The 19,006-nt window shown below is 69.4% G+C and carries 15 protein-coding genes and 1 riboswitch; of the genes, 12 read left to right on the plus strand and 3 right to left on the minus strand.

Translation table 11 applies throughout. The features are described from left to right. Window positions 1–229: 229 nt before the first annotated feature. The 3 genes from ACOZ38_RS23715 to ACOZ38_RS23725 are packed head-to-tail and all read left to right on the plus strand — an operon-like array spanning window position 230 to window position 3,407. Complete coding sequence (locus tag ACOZ38_RS23715) at window positions 230–1,585, plus strand: extracellular solute-binding protein (RefSeq protein WP_424533366.1); 1,356 nt, start codon at window positions 230–232, stop codon at window positions 1,583–1,585. Next, a complete protein-coding gene (locus ACOZ38_RS23720; protein WP_424533367.1) occupies window positions 1,582–2,508 on the plus strand; it encodes a carbohydrate ABC transporter permease in 927 nt (308 codons plus the stop codon). Before ACOZ38_RS23715 ends, ACOZ38_RS23720 begins: the two co-directional genes overlap by 4 nt. A 2-nt stretch (window positions 2,509–2,510) precedes the next feature. Next, window positions 2,511–3,407: a carbohydrate ABC transporter permease gene (locus ACOZ38_RS23725; protein ID WP_424533368.1), complete on the plus strand. Its 897-nt coding sequence runs from the start codon at window positions 2,511–2,513 to the stop codon at window positions 3,405–3,407. Window positions 3,408–3,469: 62 nt separating this feature from the next. Here ACOZ38_RS23725 and ACOZ38_RS23730 read toward each other — a convergent pair whose 3' ends face one another. Beyond that, the gene (locus tag ACOZ38_RS23730) at window positions 3,470–3,655 is read right to left on the minus strand and encodes a hypothetical protein (protein WP_424533369.1); all 186 of its coding nucleotides are present in this window, start codon (window positions 3,653–3,655) and stop codon (window positions 3,470–3,472) included. A 254-nt stretch (window positions 3,656–3,909) separates the two neighbouring features. After that, a riboswitch (M-box (ykoK) riboswitch) is annotated at window positions 3,910–4,081 on the minus strand. A 150-nt stretch (window positions 4,082–4,231) separates the two neighbouring features. After that, window positions 4,232–6,064 carry a Xaa-Pro dipeptidyl-peptidase gene (locus tag ACOZ38_RS23735; RefSeq protein ID WP_424533370.1) on the minus strand — a complete coding sequence of 611 codons (1,833 nt, stop codon included), beginning with the start codon at window positions 6,062–6,064 and terminating at the stop codon, window positions 4,232–4,234. Between the two features lie 368 nt (window positions 6,065–6,432). Here ACOZ38_RS23735 and ACOZ38_RS23740 point away from each other — a divergent pair, with 368 nt between their 5' ends. The 7 genes from ACOZ38_RS23740 (at window position 6,433) to ACOZ38_RS23770 (ending at window position 14,846) form a co-directional block, all read left to right on the plus strand. Beyond that, complete coding sequence (locus ACOZ38_RS23740; RefSeq protein ID WP_424533371.1) at window positions 6,433–7,563, plus strand: winged helix DNA-binding domain-containing protein; 1,131 nt, start codon at window positions 6,433–6,435, stop codon at window positions 7,561–7,563. 141 nt (window positions 7,564–7,704) lie between these two features. Continuing rightward, on the plus strand, window positions 7,705–8,892 hold the full coding sequence (locus ACOZ38_RS23745; protein WP_424533372.1) for a thiolase family protein: 1,188 nt from the start codon (window positions 7,705–7,707) through the stop codon (window positions 8,890–8,892). Then, a complete protein-coding gene (locus tag ACOZ38_RS23750; protein WP_424533373.1) occupies window positions 8,889–9,566 on the plus strand; it encodes a 3-oxoacid CoA-transferase subunit A in 678 nt (225 codons plus the stop codon). Before ACOZ38_RS23745 ends, ACOZ38_RS23750 begins: the two co-directional genes overlap by 4 nt. Continuing rightward, a complete protein-coding gene (locus tag ACOZ38_RS23755) occupies window positions 9,563–10,255 on the plus strand; it encodes a 3-oxoacid CoA-transferase subunit B (protein ID WP_424533374.1) in 693 nt (230 codons plus the stop codon). The genes ACOZ38_RS23750 and ACOZ38_RS23755 overlap by 4 nt, the downstream gene beginning before the upstream one ends. Window positions 10,256–10,477: 222 nt before the next feature. Beyond that, complete coding sequence (locus ACOZ38_RS23760; RefSeq protein ID WP_424533375.1) at window positions 10,478–11,425, plus strand: alpha/beta fold hydrolase; 948 nt, start codon at window positions 10,478–10,480, stop codon at window positions 11,423–11,425. Window positions 11,426–11,852: 427 nt separating this feature from the next. Continuing rightward, entirely contained in the window at window positions 11,853–12,161 is a 309-nt protein-coding gene (locus tag ACOZ38_RS23765; RefSeq protein ID WP_424533376.1) for a hypothetical protein, read from the plus strand. 132 nt (window positions 12,162–12,293) lie between these two features. Further along, window positions 12,294–14,846: a discoidin domain-containing protein gene (locus ACOZ38_RS23770; RefSeq protein WP_424533377.1), complete on the plus strand. Its 2,553-nt coding sequence runs from the start codon at window positions 12,294–12,296 to the stop codon at window positions 14,844–14,846. A gap of 146 nt (window positions 14,847–14,992) precedes the next feature. Here the strand turns inward: ACOZ38_RS23770 and ACOZ38_RS23775 are convergent, their stop codons facing one another. After that, complete coding sequence (locus tag ACOZ38_RS23775; RefSeq protein WP_424533378.1) at window positions 14,993–16,207, minus strand: cytochrome P450; 1,215 nt, start codon at window positions 16,205–16,207, stop codon at window positions 14,993–14,995. A gap of 135 nt (window positions 16,208–16,342) precedes the next feature. Here ACOZ38_RS23775 and ACOZ38_RS23780 point away from each other — a divergent pair, with 135 nt between their 5' ends. Continuing rightward, the gene (locus ACOZ38_RS23780) at window positions 16,343–17,839 is read left to right on the plus strand and encodes an AAA family ATPase (protein WP_424533379.1); all 1,497 of its coding nucleotides are present in this window, start codon (window positions 16,343–16,345) and stop codon (window positions 17,837–17,839) included. A 92-nt stretch (window positions 17,840–17,931) separates the two neighbouring features. Beyond that, window positions 17,932–18,978 (plus strand): iron ABC transporter substrate-binding protein, encoded by a 1,047-nt coding sequence (locus ACOZ38_RS23785; RefSeq protein WP_424533380.1) that lies wholly within the window; start codon window positions 17,932–17,934, stop codon window positions 18,976–18,978. Window positions 18,979–19,006: the final 28 nt, after the last annotated feature.

Raw genomic sequence — 19,006 nt, forward strand, 5'->3', positions numbered from 1 at the left:
CACGCCTCATCGGGAGCTGGCGAGGGTGTGAGTTCACCCTTGACAGGCAAGTAGCGGAAATCTAAATTGGCGTGCCACGCGGCCTGTTTCGAAAATGTTTCGACAAGCTGAGCTCAAGGAGGAGCGGACACGTGGCACCGGAGGTGCTGATCCACGACCGCCGGCCACCGCATCTGATGTTTCGCATGGAGCCGCGCCCCGCCCAGGCATTCGACGTACGGAGATCAGCGTGGATTCCAGGACACCATCTCGCCGCAACTTCCTCATCCTCTCCATGGGGCTCCCCCTCGGGGCCGCGTTAGCGGCCTGCGGCACCTCCGGCCCGACCGGGGCCGGCGCCGGTGGCGGGGCCAGTAGTGGGGGTGGCGGCGGGAGCAAGGCCACCTACTGGTACCTGTCGGTCCAGCCGCAGGAAGGTGTGCGCACCAGGGCCGTGGAGCAGTTCAACAAGGCCAACCCCAACGGCCAGATCACGGGGACGGTCTTCCAGAATGACGCGTACAAGACGAAGATCAAGACGGCGATCGGCGCGGGCCAGGCGCCCACCATCATCTGGGGCTGGGGCGGCGGGACCCTGCGCACCTATGTACAGGCCGGCCAGGTGGAGGACCTCACCTCGTGGTTCGACCAGAACGCCGCCGTGAAGGACCGGCTGTTCCCCTCCTCCTTCGGGGCCGCGACGATCGACGGCAAGATCTACGCGATGCCGTGCGAGACCGTGCAGCCCATCGTCCTGTTCTACAACAAGAAGCTCTTCGACAAGATCGGCGCGAAGCCGCCGGAGTCGTGGGGCGACATCATGGACCTGGTCCCCAAGTTCAACGCCGCCGGCATCGCCCCGTTCTCCCTCGGCGGCCAGTCCCGCTGGACGAACATGATGTGGCTGGAGTTCCTCTTCGACCGCATCGGCGGCCCCGAGGTGTTCCAGGCCGTGTTCGACGCCAAGAAGGACGCCTGGTCCCACCCCGCCGCCCTCGATGCCCTGACCAAGATGCAGGAGCTCATCAAGGCCGACGGGTTCATCAAGGGCTTCTCCTCGATCACTGCCGACTCCAACGCCGACCAGGCGCTGCTGTACACCGGCAAGGCCGCGATGATGCTGCACGGCAGCTGGACGTACGGCAGCATGTCGACCGACGGCGGCGACTTCGTCTCCGGCGGCCACCTCGGCTACATGAACTTCCCTCCGGTCGAGGGGGGCAAGGGCGACCCGAGCAACACCGTCGGCAACCCCGGCCAGTACCTGTCGATCTCCTCCAAGGCCACCGCCGAGCAGAAGGAGATCGCCAAGAAGTTCTTCGCCACCGGCGTGCTCAGCGACCAGGAAGCCAAGGAATGGGTGGGCATCGGCTCCGTGCCGATCGTCAAGGGCGCTGACAGCTCGTTCGCCTCCTCCAAGGACGCCGACTGGCTGAAGTTCGTCTACGGCGTCGCCAGCCAGGCCAAGACGTTCGCCCAGTCCTGGGACCAGGCGCTCAGCCCCACCGCGGCCGAGGTGCTGCTGGACAACATCGCCAAGCTGTTCCAGCTCTCGATCACGCCGCAGCAGTTCGTGTCGAACATGAACGCGGTCATCGGCAGTTGAGCGCGTTCGCCACCCCTGCCCGGAGAGAGACGCCGCCGGCCGCCACGCGAGGGGCCCGCGGCGGCGTCCTCCCGTGGCTGGCCGTGCCGGCCCTCGCGGCCTTCCTCGCCTTCGGGATCATCCCGCTCATCGGGGTCCTGCTGCTCAGCTTCACCTCCTGGGACGGGCTCGGCGAGATACAGATGTCCGGGCTCACGAGCTGGCGGGCCGTGCTCAGTGACCCCGGCCTGCCGCACGCGCTGTGGGTGACGTTCCTGGTGATGGCCGCCTCCTGGGCGGTCCAGACGCCGGCCAGCATCCTGATCGGGGTGTTCCTGGCCGGGCACCAGCGCTACCGCGCGGTGCTGGCGGTGCTGTACTTCATCCCGCTGCTGCTCAGCTCGGCCGCCATCGCCATCACGTACAAGGCGCTGCTGGACCCGAACTTCGGGCTCGGCGCCGGGCTGCACATCGGGCTGCTCACGCAGGACTGGCTCGGCGAGCCCGTCCTCGCCTTCAGCGTCGTGATCTTCGTGGTGTCGTGGCAGTTCATCCCGTTCCACTCGCTGATCTACCAGGGCGGCGTGCGGCAGATCCCGCGCTCCATGTACGAGGCCGCCGAACTGGACGGCGCGGGCCGGATCCGCAAGTTCTTCAGCATCACGCTGCCGCAGCTCAAGTACACGATCCTCACCTCCTCCACCCTCATGGTCGTCGGCTCCCTGACCTTCTTCGACCTGATCTTCGTGCTGACCGCGGGCGGCCCCGGCGACGCCACCCGGGTGCTCGCCCTGGACATGTACAAGCGCGGGTTCCAGGCCAACCTCATGGGACCGGCCAGCGCGATCGCCGTCATCCTCGTCCTCGTGGGCCTCGCCCTGGCGCTGTTCCTGCGCCGGCTCGGCGGCGGCAACGCCAACGCCAGCCAGCTGGAAGGGGCCTGACCATGGGCATGACCCACACGACGGGAGTCGAGCGGGCCACCGCGTCCGGAACGCGCACGCGGCGGCGGCCGGGCACGACCGGCGAGCGCCCCAACTGGCTGGGCGGGGCGGTCGGCTGGCTGTGGCTGGCGGTCGTGATCGTGCCGATCTACTGGATCGTCGTCACCAGCTTCAAGTCGCAGAGCACCTACTACGCGACCAACCCGCTGGCGCCGCCCGGGGAGCCGACCCTGGCCAACTACAAGATGGTCATCGAATCGGACTTCCCGCTGTACTTCCTCAACAGCCTCATCGTCACCATCGGCGCGGTCGTCCCGGCGGTCGCGTTCGCGTTCATGGCGGCGTACGCGATCGTCCGGGGCGGCACCGGTCGCTTCCTGCGCGGGGTGAACTCGCTCTTCCTCATGGGCCTCGCCATCCCGTTGCAGGCGACCATCATCCCGATCTACCTGATCATCATCCGGCTGCGCCTCTACGACTCACTGACGGCGCTGATCCTCCCGTCGATCGCCTTCGCGATCCCGCTGTCGGTGCTGGTCCTCGCCAACTTCATCCGCGACGTGCCCAAGGAGCTGTTCGAGTCGATGCGGCTGGACGGCGCGGGCGAGATCATGACGCTCTGGCGCCTTGCCTTCCCGCTCACCCGGCCGGCCGTGGTGACGGTGACGATCTACAACGCGCTGACGATCTGGAACGGGTTCCTGCTGCCGCTGATCCTCACCCAGAGCCCCGACAAGCGCACGCTGCCACTCGCGCTGTGGAGCTTCCAGGGGCAGTACAGCGTGAACGTGCCCGCCGTGCTCGCCTCCGTCGTGCTGACCACGCTCCCCATCCTGATCCTGTACGTGATCGGCCGCCGCCAGCTGCTCAGCGGCCTGACCGCCGGTTTCGGCAAGTGACCGGCGGCCGGCCCGCCGGAGCCACTCCCCCGGGCCGGCCGTCGGTCACTTCACCAGGGCGCCTATGCCCGCTCGGGGCGTACGGCGCGGTCGGCCATCCGCATGGAGACCTCCAGCATCAGGCGCACGAGCAGGGACACGCCGGCGGCTTCCGCGACCGCGGGCAGCGCGATGAGGGCCAGAGGCCACAGCGCGCGCAGCGCCCGGCCCAGGTCACCGCTCGGCAGCAGTTTGATCGTGATGGTCATGGCGGACCTCCTCCACCTACGCGAGAGGACGCCCCGCAAGGGCACCGCTTCGGCGCGAAGGCGGACGGGGCTCGGCGCCCTAGAGGCCGCGCCGTCCGCGGTGCCGCCGGTGGCGGGTGCGGGGTGTCATGGAACGGGACCAGTGACTATGGCAATCACCGTCCAACGCGCCCACCTCCTTACCTTCGCCGCCCACGACGCGTGCGCGAGCGCCGTGGCACTCGCCGTCCAAGGGCGGATGGTCATCTCGATCGCCGGCACCCCTCATGTAAGAGCTTTGGCACTGCGCGGCTTGATCCCGAACCCGGGAAGCCACTTGGGGTCACCCCTTAAGCCGGGGAGACCTGTCCTGACCCTGGGCATCTCTCGATGTCGTGGGGTCAGTGGCCTGTGTCCGCGCAGACGCCTCACCGAACGAGGTGCCGTCCCCTCCAGGACACCCCCTGCCGTCCGCCCCGTCAAGCCGGGCTGCCAAAGATCTCCCTGCTCAGGCCGTGGATCCACGGGCCGGCGCCGGCAGCAAAAGGCTGAGCGGGCCGCCACCTGGCGGCCCGCTCAGCCTTTTAGGACCCCTGGTCAGCCGTTCGCCGCGGTGAACGCGGCCGCCCCGCCGACGAGCGGCAGCATGACCGTGCTCTTCGTCGTGTCGAGGTACAGCGTCGTGCCGGGGGTGGGCCGGATGGTGTACTCGTAGTCGCTCGACAGCACCACGATGCCGACCCGGTGTCCCGCCTGGAACACGTAGTCATGCGGCTGCATGTCGAAGTCGAGGCGGTACGGGCTGCCCGGCTTGACCGGCTCGGTCTCCGAGATCGACTTGCGGTTCTGCGGATCCGCCCAGCCCCGGGTGATGATCTTCGCCTTGCCGTTCTGGTCGTAGTCGACGAGCAGCGCCGTGACGTTCGCGGCCGGCCGTCCGAAGCTCATCCGCAGCGACACCTGCGGCGTGCCGCTGAGCCGTACCGCGCCGGTCAGCGCCCCGGACTTGTAGGCAAGGCGGTTCGGGGAGGTCACGGCGTCGGCGAGGGCCTGCGCCCGCTTGGACGCGTCGTCGACGATCGTCTCGGTCACCGGCTTGCCCTGACGCGTCTTGTCGCCGGTGAGCACACCGGGAGTCCCGTCCGTGCTGGGCGCCAGGTTGAGCTCGGCGGCCGCCGCGGCCGGTTCCGGCCACTCCGGGTACTCCACCAGCGTCCTGTCCTCGCGCTGGATCAGCGCACGCGGGTCGTTCTCCACCCCGTTCTGGTAACCCAGGAGGTAGCGGGTGAACCAGCGGTTGAGCACGTTGACGCTGGGCGAGCCGCCGTGCCCGCCCTGGTGGAGATAGATCTTGTGCGGCACTCCGCGCGCCTTGAGCGCCTCGTACCACTGCGCGGCGTGCTTGGTCTTGACGTTCCAGTCGTTGAGCCCGTGCGCGACCAGCACCGCGGCGTGGACCTTGCCGACGTCGTTCATGTAGTTGCGCTCGTCCCAGAAGGCGTTGTAGTCGCCGGTGACCCGGTCCTGCGCCTTCGCGAGCTCCTCGATGACGCTCCGGCAGACCTGCCTGTCCGCGCGGGTGTAGACGTACTCCGCGAGCACGTCGGTGTCCTCGCCCTGGTAACCGCCGGGCGCGACCACGGCGCCGTTCGCGCGGTAGTAGTCGTACCAGCTGGAGATCGCCGAGATCGGCACGATGGCCTCCAGGCCGTCGACGCCGGTGCTCGCGACCGCGTTGGGCAGGGTGCCGTTGTAGGAGGTGCCGATCATGCCGACCTTGCCGGTCGTCCAGGGCGCCTTGACCTCCCCGCCGGTGGCGTTGTAAGCCTTCGCGCGACCGTTCAGCCAGTCCACGACGGACTTCGCGCCGATGGTCTCGTTGCGCCCACCGGTGGTCGGGCAGCCGTCGGACTTGCCGCTGCCCAGCGACTCGGCGTGGACCACCGCGAAACCGCGAGGCAGCCAGTTGGACTCGTGGCTGGTGCTGATGGCGGGCTGCGGGCCGGCACCGGTCACGGCCTCGTCGGCGTCGGCCGCGACGGCCAGCCGCTCGTCGGTCGCCGGGTTCCGCACAGAACCACCGCGGTTCTGCCAGCCCTTGCCCGGGCGGACCGCCTCGTTGAGGTCGTGGTCGACGTTGTGGTTCGTGATCGGGTTGCCGCCGGCGTAGTAGGGGCTGACCTCGTACACGACGGGCGACTTCAGGCCGGCCGTCTCGGTCTCCCGGAGGCGGGTGACCTCGGCGTGCACCCGGTCGTTCCGTCCGTCGCCGTCACTGTCGACCGGGGTCTCGATCCACACCTCCTCGCGGATCCAGTCGTTGCGGTTGGCCGAGAACACCGGCTGGGCCATGCCGTCCTGGATGACCGGTCCGACGGAGGCCGCCGCGTCGGCGGTGGCCGAGGTCGTGGCGACCCCCGTGAGGGTCATGGTGGCGGCGAGACCCAGGGCCGCGGCGCCGCGGCGTACTGATCCCGGACTACGGAAAGCGGTTGGGGGCACATGGCCCGTCCCCTGGCGCGGCAAAGACATCGGCAAACCTTCCCGAACGATCACCTTAGGAGCGGAAAAACACCGCCTAGCAGGTCAAGTGACCGGAAAGGCGTTCCCACGAATGATCTACGTTCCCGCAATGTCTTACGATGGCTGTTTTGTCTCGATTTCGTCTCGATCACGGTGTTTCCGACAGGCTTTCCGGCGCTCCGCCCGGGTTCCTTTCCATCTGGACCCGGTTGCCGATGCGCGGCAGGTGATCCGACGGTTCGGCGCTACGGGGCTGTCGCGAGACACTCTTCGGCATGCGTATGAGTGCACGAGAACTCAACCGGGCCACGCTCGGCCGGCAGCTGCTCCTGCGCCGGGAGGCGCTCGAGGTCGGCGACGCGGTGCGCCGCGTGGTCGCCCTGCAGGCGCAGCAGCCCGCCTCGCCCTACGTCGCGCTCTGGAACCGGCTCACCGACTTCGACCCGGTCGACCTCGACGCCGCCTTCGGCGACCGTACGCTCGTGAAGGCGACCTTGATGCGGATCACCTTGCACGTCGTGCACGCGGACGACCATCCGGCCATGCACACGGCCATGCGGCCGACGCTACGCGGCGCCAGGCTCGGCGACCGTCGCTTCACGGCGAGCGGGCTCTCCGCCGCCGACGCCGACATGCTGGTCCCGCACCTGCTGGAGTTCGCGGGCCGGCCCCGTACGGCGGCCGAGGTGGAGGATTGGCTTCACACGCGGCTCGCGGTCCTCCCGAAGGGCGTGTGGTGGGCGCTGCGGTCGTTCGCGCCGCTGCTGCACGCCCCCACCGGCGCGCCGTGGTCGTTCGGTTCCCGGCCCTCGTACGTCACGGCCGGGACGCCCACGCCTGAAGGCACGCCTGACGAGTGCCTGCGGGCATTGGTTCAGCGCTATCTGGAGGGGTTCGGCCCCGCATCGGTGGCGGACGTCGCGCAGTTCGCCCTGGTTCAGCGTTCCAGAGCACGGGACGCCGTGCATGCCGTCTCCGGCGCGCTGGAGCGGCTGGAAGGGCCCGGCGGCACCGAGCTCTTCGACGTCTCCGGCGCACCGCGCCCCCATGAGGACACGCCGGCCCCGCCAAGGCTGCTGGCCATGTGGGACAGCATCCTGCTCGCCTACGCCGACCGGAGCCGGGTCATCCCGCCCGACTACCGAAAGCTGATCGCCCGGTCGAACGGCGACGTGCTGCCGACGCTGCTCGTCGACGGCTACGTCGCCGGGGTGTGGCGCCCGGTCGAGGGAGGAATCGAGGCCACCGCGTTCCACCGGCTTTCCGGCGAGGCATGGGATGGGCTCGCCGCCGAAGCCAGGTCGCTCGTGGCGCTCCTGACCGACCGCGAACCGCGGGCCTACCGCCGCTACGACCGCTGGTGGGCCACCCTGCCCAGCGCCGAGGTTCGCGTGCTGCCTGGCTAGACGAGGCGCCGAGGGCTGGGACCGGCCGCAGGTCGGCCGCCACCTGCCTGTTGTGCCGATCGGCTATGGAATAGGGTCGTCCTGTTCGTAAGGAGAACGCGAGTTCGCATAGCGAACAGTCGCGTGGAAGGAGAGGACGCCATGGGTTCGGCCTTCGTCTACGCCGCGGCGCGCACACCGTTCGGCAGGTTCAACGGGGCGCTCGCGGGTGTTCGCCCGGACGATCTGGCGGCCACGGCGTTGCGCGGCGTCCTGGCCAAGGTCCCGGAGCTGGATCCAGCGCAGATCGGCGACGTGGTGTGGGGCAACGCCAACGGCGCGGGTGAGGACAACCGCAACGTGGGCCGGATGGCCGTGCTGCTGGCGGGGCTGCCGGTGACCGTGCCGGCCACCACGGTGAACCGGCTGTGCGGGTCGAGCCTGGACGCGGCCATGATCGGCTCACGGGACATCGAGAGCGGTGACGCCGACGTCGTCGTGACCGGCGGCGTGGAGTCGATGACGCGGGCCCCGTGGGTGCTGCCCAAACCCTCGCGGGCCTTCCCGGCCGGCGATACGACCGCTGTTTCCACCACGCTCGGCTGGCGGCTGGTGAATCCGGGGATGCCCAAGGACTGGACGGTCTCCCTCGGCGAGGCCAACGAGCGGCTACGGGAGAAGTTCCCCATCTCCCGCGAGCGGCAGGACGCTTTCGCGGCGCGTTCGCACGTGCTGGCCGACGCGGCGTGGGACGCCGGGTTCTACGACGACCTGGTCGTGCCGGTGGAGGGCGCCGACATCGCGCGCGATGAGGGGATCCGGGCGGGCACGACGCCGGAGGTACTCGCCGGGCTGAAGCCGGCCTTTCGCCCCGACGGCACCATCACGGCCGGCAACGCCTCGCCGCTCAGCGACGGCGCCTCCGCTGTGGTGCTCGGCTCCGAGGCCGCCGCGGGCCGTCTCGGCGCCGATCCGATCGCCCGTGTCGCGGGACGCGGGGCCGCGGCGCTGGAGCCCCAGATGTTCGGGTACGCGCCGGTCGAGGCCGCGAACCAGGCGCTGCGCCGGGCGGGCATCGGCTGGGACGACGTCGGCGCCGTGGAGCTGAACGAGGCGTTCGCCGTACAGGCGCTGGCCTGCCTGGACGCGTGGCGGATCGACCCCGGCATCGTCAACGCCAAGGGCGGCGCCATCGCCGTCGGCCATCCGCTCGGCGCCTCCGGCGGGCGCATCCTCGGCACGCTCGCCCATGTCCTGCGCGAACGGCGCGAGCGGTGGGGCGTCGCCGCCATCTGCATCGGCGTCGGCCAGGGCCTGGCCGTCGTCCTCGAGAACGTGAGCGCGTCATGACCGCCATCGTCGGCGACCCCGACGAGGCCGTCACGGGAATCGAGGACGGCTCCACCGTCCTGATCGGGGGCTTCGGGATGGCCGGCATGCCGGTCACGCTCATCGACGCGCTGATCCGGCAGGGCCCCACGGGCCTGACCGTGGTCAGCAACAACGCGGGCAACGGCGACACCGGCCTGGCGGCGCTGCTCGCCGCCGGGCGCGTACGCAAGATGATCTGCTCGTTCCCGCGCCAGAGCGACTCCTGGGTGTTCGACGGCCTCTACCGGCAGGGGAGGATCGAGCTGGAGGTCGTCCCGCAGGGCACCCTCGCCGAGCGCATGCGCGCGGCCGGGGCGGGGATCGGCGGCTTCTACTGTCCCACGGGCGTCGGCACGCCGCTGGCCGAGGGCAAGGAGACGCGCACCATCGACGGTCGCGACTACGTGCTGGAATACCCCATCAAGGGCGATGTCGCGCTCATCGGCGCCCATGCCGGCGACCGGATGGGCAACCTCGTCTACCGCAAGACCGCCCGCAACTTCGGGCCCGTCATGGCGACCGCCGCGACCGTGACGATCGCGCAGGTGAGCATGGTCGTCGAGACCGGCGAGCTCGATCCCGAGGCCGTGGTCACCCCCTGCGTCTACGTCGACCGGATCCTGGACCTGAGCGCGGCGGAGGCTGCCTCATGACCGTCTTCTCGCACCCCGCCGGCCGTACGGTCGAGCACCTCGACCGCGGCCCGCTCGGCCGTGACGAGCTCGCCGCCCTCGTTGCCCGCGACATCCCGGCCGGCTCGTTCGTGAACCTTGGCATCGGCCAGCCGACGATGGTCGCCGACCACCTCCCCGCCGATTCGGGGGTCGTCCTGCACACCGAGAACGGCATGCTCGGCATGGGGCCCGCCGCGCACGGCGACGAGATCGACCCCGACCTCATCAACGCCGGCAAGATCCCGGTCACCGAGCTGCCCGGCGCGTCTTACTTCCACCACGCCGACTCCTTCGCGATGATGCGCGGCGGCCACCTCGACGTCTGCGTGCTCGGCGCCTACCAGGTCTCCGAACGCGGCGACCTCGCCAACTGGCACACCGGCGCCCCGGACGCGATCCCCGCCGTCGGCGGCGCCATGGACCTGGCCATCGGTGCCAAGGACGTGTTCGTCATGATGACGCTGTTCACCAAGGACGGCACGCCCAAGCTCGTCCCCCGGTGCACCTACCCGGTCACGGGCCTGGCCTGCGTGAGCCGCCTCTACACCGATCAGGCGGTCTTCCACATCGGTGCGGACGGTGTGACCGTGGCCGAGACGTACGGCACGACCGTGAGAGAGCTCGCCTCCCGGCTGGACGTCACCGTGCGCGCCCTCAGCGACCGCTAGATGCCCATGACGGCGTCGATCTCTACGGTGGCTGAACACATCCCGGGCCGGTTTGCCGGAGCGGCAACGTGATTCGCTACGGCCTCGCCGTCCGAGCCACGATGAGGGCAACGGCCGCTGGACGACCGGCGGACCGCCGATGATGTGATCCCGGCACACGAGGATCGCGAGTGGGGAGGATTGATGTCGCAATCCCTTAAGGTCACGGAGACCACGCATCGTATGGTCTCTTCGCCGGCGGGCCGCATCCATCTGGTGGAGCAGGGATCCGGGCCGCTTGTGCTGCTGGTGCACGGGTTTCCGGAGTTCTGGTACTCCTGGCGCCACCAGATGCCGGTACTGGCCTCGGCCGGCTACCGGGCCGTGGCCGTCGATGTCCGGGGCTACGGCCGATCCTCCAAGCCTGAGGGCACGACCGCGTACCGGATGCTCGACCTGGTCGAGGACAACGTCGCCGTGGTGGAAGCCCTGGGCGAGCGGACGGCCGTGGTGGTGGGCCACGACTGGGGCGCGACCATCGCCGCCAACTCCGCTCTCGTCAGGCCCGACGTGTTCCGCGCGGTCGGGCTGCTGAGCGTGCCGTACGCCCCGCGCGGCGGGCCGCGGCCCAGCGAGATGTTCGCGCGGATGGGCGGAGAGGAGGAGTTCTATGTCAGCTACTTCCAGGAGCCCGGCCGGGCCGAAGCCGAGATCGAACCAGACGTCCGCGGCTGGCTCGCCGGCTTCTACGCCGCCCTGTCCGCCGACACCATGCCGGCCGCCGGCGCCCCGGACCCGCACTTCGCCTCCCGAGGCGGGACGCTGCGCGACCGGTTCCCCGCCGGACGGCTGCCCGGCTGGCTCAGCGAGGACGACCTCGACGTCTACGCCGCGGAGTTCGAGCGGACCGGCATGAGAGGGGCGCTCAACCGCTACCGGAACATGGACCGGGACTGGGAAGACCTCGCCGGCTTCGACGGCTCCCCCATCACCCGGCCGTCCTTGTTCATCGGCGGCACGCTGGACGCCTCGACCACCTGGATGGCCGACGCCATCGAGGCATACCCGGCCACCCTGCCCGGCCTGGTCTCCTCCCACCTTCTCGACGGCTGCGGCCACTGGATTCAGCAGGAGCGCCCCGAGGAGGTCAACGACATCCTGACCACCTGGCTCGCCTCCCTGCCCATTTGATCTCCTGGCATACGGTTCGGCTGCCTTCCGGATGAGTGCACGGCTTCTTCCTCGGTTCGAGGGGGGAGCCGTGGCGTCGATGGAGAGGAGAGCGCTCTCCATGAGAGTGATCCGCGCTGTCACGGGTTGTCAAGGGCCGAAGCGCGCCTAATCAGATCCGACGGTCAATGCCTTTGGCGAGGCAGGTTCGCCGACCCCCGCGGCCACCTGGGCGGAAACCTGCGACCCGGACATCATGCGACCGCGGCACCCGAAGGGGACGAGATTCGGGCGGTCAGGTTTCCGGCTGGTAAGCAGCACGTTTCTTCCGTGTTGAAAGATGAGCCTTGACACCGATCACTCGCCAAGGGCACTCTCATGTCGGAGAGCGCTCTCCCACATTCTTGTCGCCCCGTGCGACAGGCATCCCCTTTCACGAGGAGAGATCGTGCATCCAGGTCGACGTCCGGGCCGGTTCCGATTCGGCGAGCTGGAACGCGGTCCGATCACCGCCATGAAGGTCGGCTCGCGGACCGCGGCACCCGCCGCCGGCAGGTCCGCCGCCGACTTCGACGGGGATGAGTTCCGCAACGCGTACGAGATCCCGACCTCCACCAACGGCACCGCCTGGACCAGCGCCCAGGCCACCACGACCGGCGACCGAGGGTCCGACGACCTCGACCTCCCCGAACCCCGGCTCGCACTCACCCCGCGCGGCAACTCCTACGGCCACTCGCTTCACGATTCCGGCATCTAGTGCTAGCTGCCGGACACCCCGCCCTCGCGAGCGGTGCTCGATCCACCGGCCATGGCCGAGCACCGAGCGCATCCGTGGGCGGGAGGCGCCCCCGTACCCCCCCGTACCTTCGAAAAGTGGAAACGGAATGACATGAGACTAAGACCCATCGGGGCCGCACTCGCGGTCCTGGGCGGCCTGCTCGCCGTACCCGCGGTCGTCGCCCCGGCGCACGCCGCCGAGACCCTGCTCTCGCAGGGCAAAACCGCGACGGCCTCGTCGACGGAGAACGCCGGCACCCCCGCGGCCTACGCGGTGGACGGCAACACCGCCACCCGCTGGTCCAGTGCCGCCAGCGACCCGCAGTGGCTCCAGGTGGACCTGGGCGCCGCGGCCCCCATCAGCAAGGTCGTGCTGAACTGGGAAGCCGCCTACGCCACCGGGTACAAGATCCAGTCCTCGCTGAACGGCACGACCTGGACCGACCTGCAGACGGTCACCGGCGGTGACGGTGGCATCGACACCCTGACGGTGACGGGCAACGGCCGTTACGTCCGGATGCTCGGCAGCACCCGTGCCACCGGCTACGGATACTCCCTGTGGGAGTTCCAGGTGTACGGCGACACCGGCGGCGGCACCACCGGCCCGTGCGACGCCGGCAACGCCGCCCTGAACAAGCCCGCGAGCGCGTCGTCGGAGCAGGGCGCCGGCAACGCCGCGAAGTACGCCTTCGACGGGAACACCGGCACCCGCTGGTCCAGCCTGTCCAGCGACCCGCAGTGGGTGCAGGTCGACCTCGGCTCGGCTCAGGACATCTGCAAGATCGACCTGAACTGGGAGGCCGCGTACGGCAAGGACTTCGCGATCCAGGCATCCGCCAACGGCACGACCTGGACCGACCTGAAGAAGGTCACCGGCGCCACCGGCGGCGTGGCGTCCTACGACGTGACGGGCTCGGGCCGGTACGTCCGCATCTACGGCACCGCCCGCGGGACCGGCTACGGCTACTCCCTGTGGGAGGTCGCCGTCCACACCACGACCGGGGGCGGCGGGCCGCAGCTGCCGGGTGGCGGTGACCTCGGCCCGAACGTGAAGGTCTTCGACCCCTCCATGTCGGCCGCCACCATCCAGTCGCAGATCACCCAGATCTTCACCCAGCAGGAGGCGGCGCAGTTCGGCAACGGACGGTACGCGCTGATGTTCAAGCCGGGAAGCTACGACGTCAACGTCGACACCGGCTTCTACACCTCGGTCTACGGCCTCGGGCGCAACCCCGACGACGTCACGGTGAAGGGTGTCAGCGTCGACGCGGGCTGGTTCAACGGCAACGCCACCCAGAACTTCTGGCGGTCGACCGAGAACCTGTCCGTCGCCCCCTACGACGGCACCAACCGCTGGGCGGTCGCCCAGGCCGCGCCGTTCCGCCGCATGCACATCAAGGGCGGGCTGAACCTGGCCCCGTCGGGCTACGGCTGGGCCAGCGGCGGCTACATCGCCGACAGCAAGATCGACGGCACCGTCGGGCCGTACTCGCAGCAGCAGTGGTACACCCGCGAGAGCACCATCGGCGGCTGGACCAACGGCGTCTGGAACATGGTCTTCTCCGGCGTCGAGGGCGCTCCGGCCAACGGCTTCCCCGAGCCGCGGTACACGACGCTGAACAACACGCCGGTCAGCCGCGAGAAGCCGTACCTGTACCTGGAGGGCAACACCTACAAGGTGTTCGTCCCCAGCAAGCGCGTCAACGCGCGTGGCACCACCTGGGCGGGCGGCGCGACCCCGGGCACGTCCATCGGGCTCGACCAGTTCTACGTCGCCAAGCCGGGCGTCACCGCCGCGACCCTCAACCAGGCGCTCACCCAGGGGCTGCACCTGCTGTTCACTCCGGGCATCTACCACCTGAGCCAGACGCTCAACGTGAACAGGGCGGACACCATCGTCATGGGTCTGGGACTCGCGACGCTGGTCCCCGACAACGGCGTCACCGCGATCAAGGTCGCCGACGTGGACGGGGTGAAGCTCAACGGCTTCCTGATCGACGCCGGCACGGTCAACTCGCCCACGCTGCTGGAGATCGGGCGGCAGGGCGTCCACACCGACCACTCCGCCAACCCGACGTCGATGCAGGACGTGTTCGTCCGCATCGGCGGGCAGTTCGCCGGCAAGGCGACGACCAGCGTGGCCGTCTACAGCGATGACGTGATCATCGACCACACCTGGCTCTGGCGTGCCGACCACGGCAGCGGCGTCGGCTGGACCGTCAACACCGCCGACTACGGACTGCGGGTGTACGGCGACGACGTGCTCGCCACGGGTCTTTTCGTCGAGCACTACCAGAAATACAACGTGGAGTGGCTCGGCGAGCGTGGCCGCACCATCTTCTTCCAGAACGAGCTCCCCTACGACCCGCCGAACCAGGCTTCGTACATGAACGGCGGCATCAAGGGCTGGGCCGCCTACAAGGTGGACAACGCGGTCACCACCCACGAGGGCTGGGGCCTGGGCAGCTACTGCAACTTCACCAGCGACCCCGCCATCGAGGCCGACCACGGCTTCGAGGTTCCGGTGAAGCCGAACGTGAAGTTCCACAGCGTGCTCGTCGTCTCCCTCGGCGGCATGGGCAAGTACAACCACGTCATCAACGACACCGGCGCCCCGGCGTCCGGCACCGCCACCGTCCCGTCCACCGTCACCTCCTACCCGTGATCCCCACACCCGCTCCGTCCCAGCGGTGACACACGGCCGGCGCCCCCCGATCGACTCTGACCGGGGGGCGCCGGTGGCGTTGCGGAAGCATCGCACACGGCCTCGGCGCATTTCCGATCATGAACGAGCGGCTCACACGGATGAGGTCATCCGCCCGTGGTCACGTTCATGGCGACGGGCCGGTAGACCAGGCCATCGGTCCAGGTCACCGATTCGGGTGACGCGGTCAGGCGGAGGGCGGGTCGCCGGGTGACCAAGGCTCTGATCGCCTCGGTGAGCTCGACCCTGGCGAGGCTGGCGGCCAGGCAGCGATGCGGGCCGTAACCGAATGCCACATGCGGGTTCGGGGGGTGGTGGACGAAGCGGTGGATGTCGAACCGTCCCGGCTCGGGAAACGCCTGCGGATCGTGGTTGGCAGCGTTCAGGTTCGGCATGACGACCGTCCCGGCGCCCAGCGAGCCACTGGGAAGGTCGATGTCTTCGGTGACCCGGCGCATGAAGGCGCTGGCGGGCGGCCCGTCAAAGCGGAGGATCTCCTCGACCGCGGTGGCCGTGAGGGCCGGGTCCGCTACCAGCTCGGCCCACTGGCCGGGGTGGAGGAGCAACCTGAAGACACCGCGGGCGATCATTGAGGCCGTCGTCTCGTGACCGGCCGTGATGAGAGAGAAGACGGTGTTGACCAGCTCTCCTTCCGACAGCCGGTCGTCCTCGTCCCTGGCCTGGATGAGCAGGTCGACAAGGTCATCGCCGGGCTTGGCCCGATGCTGGGCGACCAGCTCGGCGGCATAGGCCATGAATTCGGTGTAGCCCTCGTAACGTGCCTGCTCGTTGGCCGTGGAGGTGGTCAGGAACATGTCCGTCCACCGGACGAACTGCTCGTAGTGGTCCATCGGCACGCCGAGCATCTCACAGATGACATGGCCCGGTAGCCGCAGCGCGTATCCCTGGACCAGGTCGAATTCGTCGCCCAGCGCGTCGAGGAGTTCTCTGGCGATGTTCGCGATGCGGGGGCGCCACGGTTCGATCTGGCGCGGAGTGAAGGTGCCCTGCATGATCCGGCGGTAGCGGGTGTGCTCAGGCGGGTCCTGATTGATCAGCGCGTCCGGGTCGTCGTCGATGCCTATGCCGCTCACCAGCCGCGGCAGCCCTGGTATGCGCAGGTTGCGGCTGCACGTGGGCGAGGCCAGCAGAGCGCGGACGTCCTCGTACCTGACGGCCAGCGGGACTCGGTCGCCGCTGGGCATGGCCGCCGGCTCCAGCGGCCCCGACTCGCGCCTGTGGGCGAACTCCGGCGGCGGCGTGGCGAGCGGTCCCGGGACGATGTCCGGCCAACTCCCGTTCGGATCCGGCTCGGCGGTCATCGCAACCCCTTCCAGCCCGGGCGACAGGAGACGGCCCCCTCGTGGAACGTACGAAACGCCGTGCCACCCGTCAACAGCTTCGGCCCGCCTTCGCAGCGGGGTGGAACTGTCTGGGAGGTCTGCCAATGTGGACGCATGGACCTCAGTGACGCCCAAGGGCTGGCCCAGGCTCTGAGCGAGATTCTCAAAGACGCGCACCAACAGCTGGACGCGGCACGGGAAAGGCCCGAGCTGGTGGCGCGGGTGACCGGGCACCTCGGATGCGATCTGAAGAACGTCGTCAACGTGGTCGAGACCTTCCCCGCCTGGGAGCACGTCAACCTGCAGCGCGGCGTGGACGCCTACCTGGCCGCGCACAGCTCCGGGGCCGAGTGGTTCGGGATCGCCGGACACGGCCGCGAGCACAACGACTTCGTCAACATGCTGGCCAGCGCGGACCGCGGCTGGGAGCGGTTCGAGCCCGGCGCGGTCGACTACGCCACAGCCGCGACCGGCCCCGACCAGACCACCGAAGTGGTCTCCCTCGGCCTGGTCCTGACCCGCTCCCCCGACGGCACTCCGGTGGTGGTCGGGGTGCGGGCGGGGCACGAGCACATGCCGCATTGTCAGGTGGTCGTGCTGGCCCCGGACCGGCACGGCGCCAAGCGCACCCGCGACGAGATCGAGCGCCTGATGCGCGAGCACGACGTCTACCAGGGTCAGATCCTGTCGTTCGTGTGGAGCGAGCACCGCGGCAACGACCTGGTGACGTTCCTCCCGCGTCCGGAGCTGACCGCCGACCAGGTGATCCTCCCCGACGGCGTACTGGCCACCATCGAGCGGCACATCGTGGGGATCGCCGAGCACGCGGTACGGCTGCGGGAGCACGGCCAGCACCTCAAGCGCGGCCTGCTGCTGCACGGCCCCCCTGGCACCGGCAAGACCCACAGTGTCCGCTACCTCATGGGCCGGATGCGCGACTGCACGGTGATCGTGATGACCGGCTCGGCGATCCGCTACGTCACCCAGGCCGCGGGGCTCGCCCGGCGGCTGCAGCCGGCGATCGTCATCCTGGAGGACGTTGACCTGGTCGCCCGCGACCGCTCCTACACCGAGGACGGCAACCCGCTGCTGTTCGCGCTGCTCGACGCGATGGACGGGGTCGGCGCCGACGCCGACGTCACGTTCGTCCTCACCACCAACCGGGCAGACGTGCTGGAGCGGGCGCTCGCCGACCGTCCCGGCCGGGTCGATCTGGCCGTGGAGATCCCCAAACCGGATGCCGCCGGGCGGGCCGCGCTGCTCCGGCTCTATGCCCGCGACCTGCGGTTGGAGGCCGACATCGAGCCGATCGTGGCCAAGACCGAGGGCGCCACGGCGTCGTTCTTCAAGGAGCTGCTGCGCCGCGCGGTGCTCGCAGCGCTGCGGAACGGCGACACCGTGCCGACGCTCACCGACCAGCACCTGGGCGGGGCGCTGCAGGACATGCTCGGCGAGCGCGAGGCGCTGACCAGATCTCTGCTCGGCTCTGGCGAGCAGGTCCATGAGAACGATGAGGAGTACGACGGGCCGCCCGGCTTCGACGAGCCCCGCCACGGCTTCCCCGGAGGCGCCTCCTCCAGCATCTCCTTCTCCGGGTTCGGGGAGTCCTGAGCCAGAGCCGCCAACAGCGGCCTGCGATGGACAGGAACCGCAGACTGCCTTAGGCTCCCCTAAGTTAGCTAAGGCTTACTTAAGGATGAGAAATGCGGAACGTCGGCAGAGTGCTGGCCGTGGTGGGTTCACTGGCCGTCGCCATGGTCACAGCGGGGTGTGGAAGTTCGGCGGGTACGGCTTCGCCGGGTTCGTCGGCTTCCACGGACAAGCCGACGATCACGCTCTACAACGCCCAGCACGAAGACCTCATGAAACTGATGGTCGCGGGGTTCACCAAGGAGACCGGGATCAAGGTGGACATCCGGTCCGGGGAAGACCCCGACATGGCAAACCAGATCGTCCAGGAGGGGCCCGCTTCACCAGGGGACGTCTTCGCGACCGAGAACTCCCCCGCGATGACGCTGGTGGACAGTAAGGGCGGGCTGGCCAATCTCGACCCGGCCACGCTGTCCCAGGTGGGCAAGCAGTACGCGCCCACCACGGGGAACTGGGTCGGGTTCGCGGCGCGCTCCACGGTGCTGGCGTACAACTCCCAGCAGCTCACGCCCGCGCAACTGCCCGCGTCGGTCATGGACCTGGCGCAGCCGCAGTGGAAGGGGAAGTTCGGCGTCGCGGCCGCCGGTGCCGACTTCCAGGCCATCGTCAGCGCGGTGCTCGCGCTGAAGGGCGAGGCCGCCACCGCCGAATGGCTCAAGGGACTCAAGGCGAACGCGAAGATCTACCAGGGCAACGGCGCCGCGATGCGTGCGGTGAACGCCGGGGAGATCGCGGCAGCCGTGATCTACCACTACTACTGGTACCAGGACCGCGCCGAGGCGGGCACCAACAGCAAGAACGTCGAGCTCCACTTCTTCGGCGGCAAGGACCCCGGCGCGTTCCTCGGCGTCTCCGGGGCAGGCGTGCTCAAGGCCAGCAAGCACCAGGCCGAGGCTCAGGCGCTGGTGAAGTACCTCACCGGCAAGAACGGCCAGCAGGTGCTGGCCGACAGCAATGCCATGGAATACTCCATCTCCGCTGACGTGCCGACCAATCCCAAGCTCAAGCCGCTCAGCGAGCTGAGCCCGCCGGACGTCGAGATCTCATCGCTCAACGGGCCGAAGGTCACCGAGCTCATGCGGCAGGCAGGTCTGCTCTGAGCACCGTCCCACTCTCCCGGAGTGCGAA

The sequence above is a fragment of the Sphaerisporangium viridialbum genome (assembly GCF_049674955.1).
GTDB lineage: Bacteria > Actinomycetota > Actinomycetes > Streptosporangiales > Streptosporangiaceae > Sphaerisporangium > Sphaerisporangium viridialbum.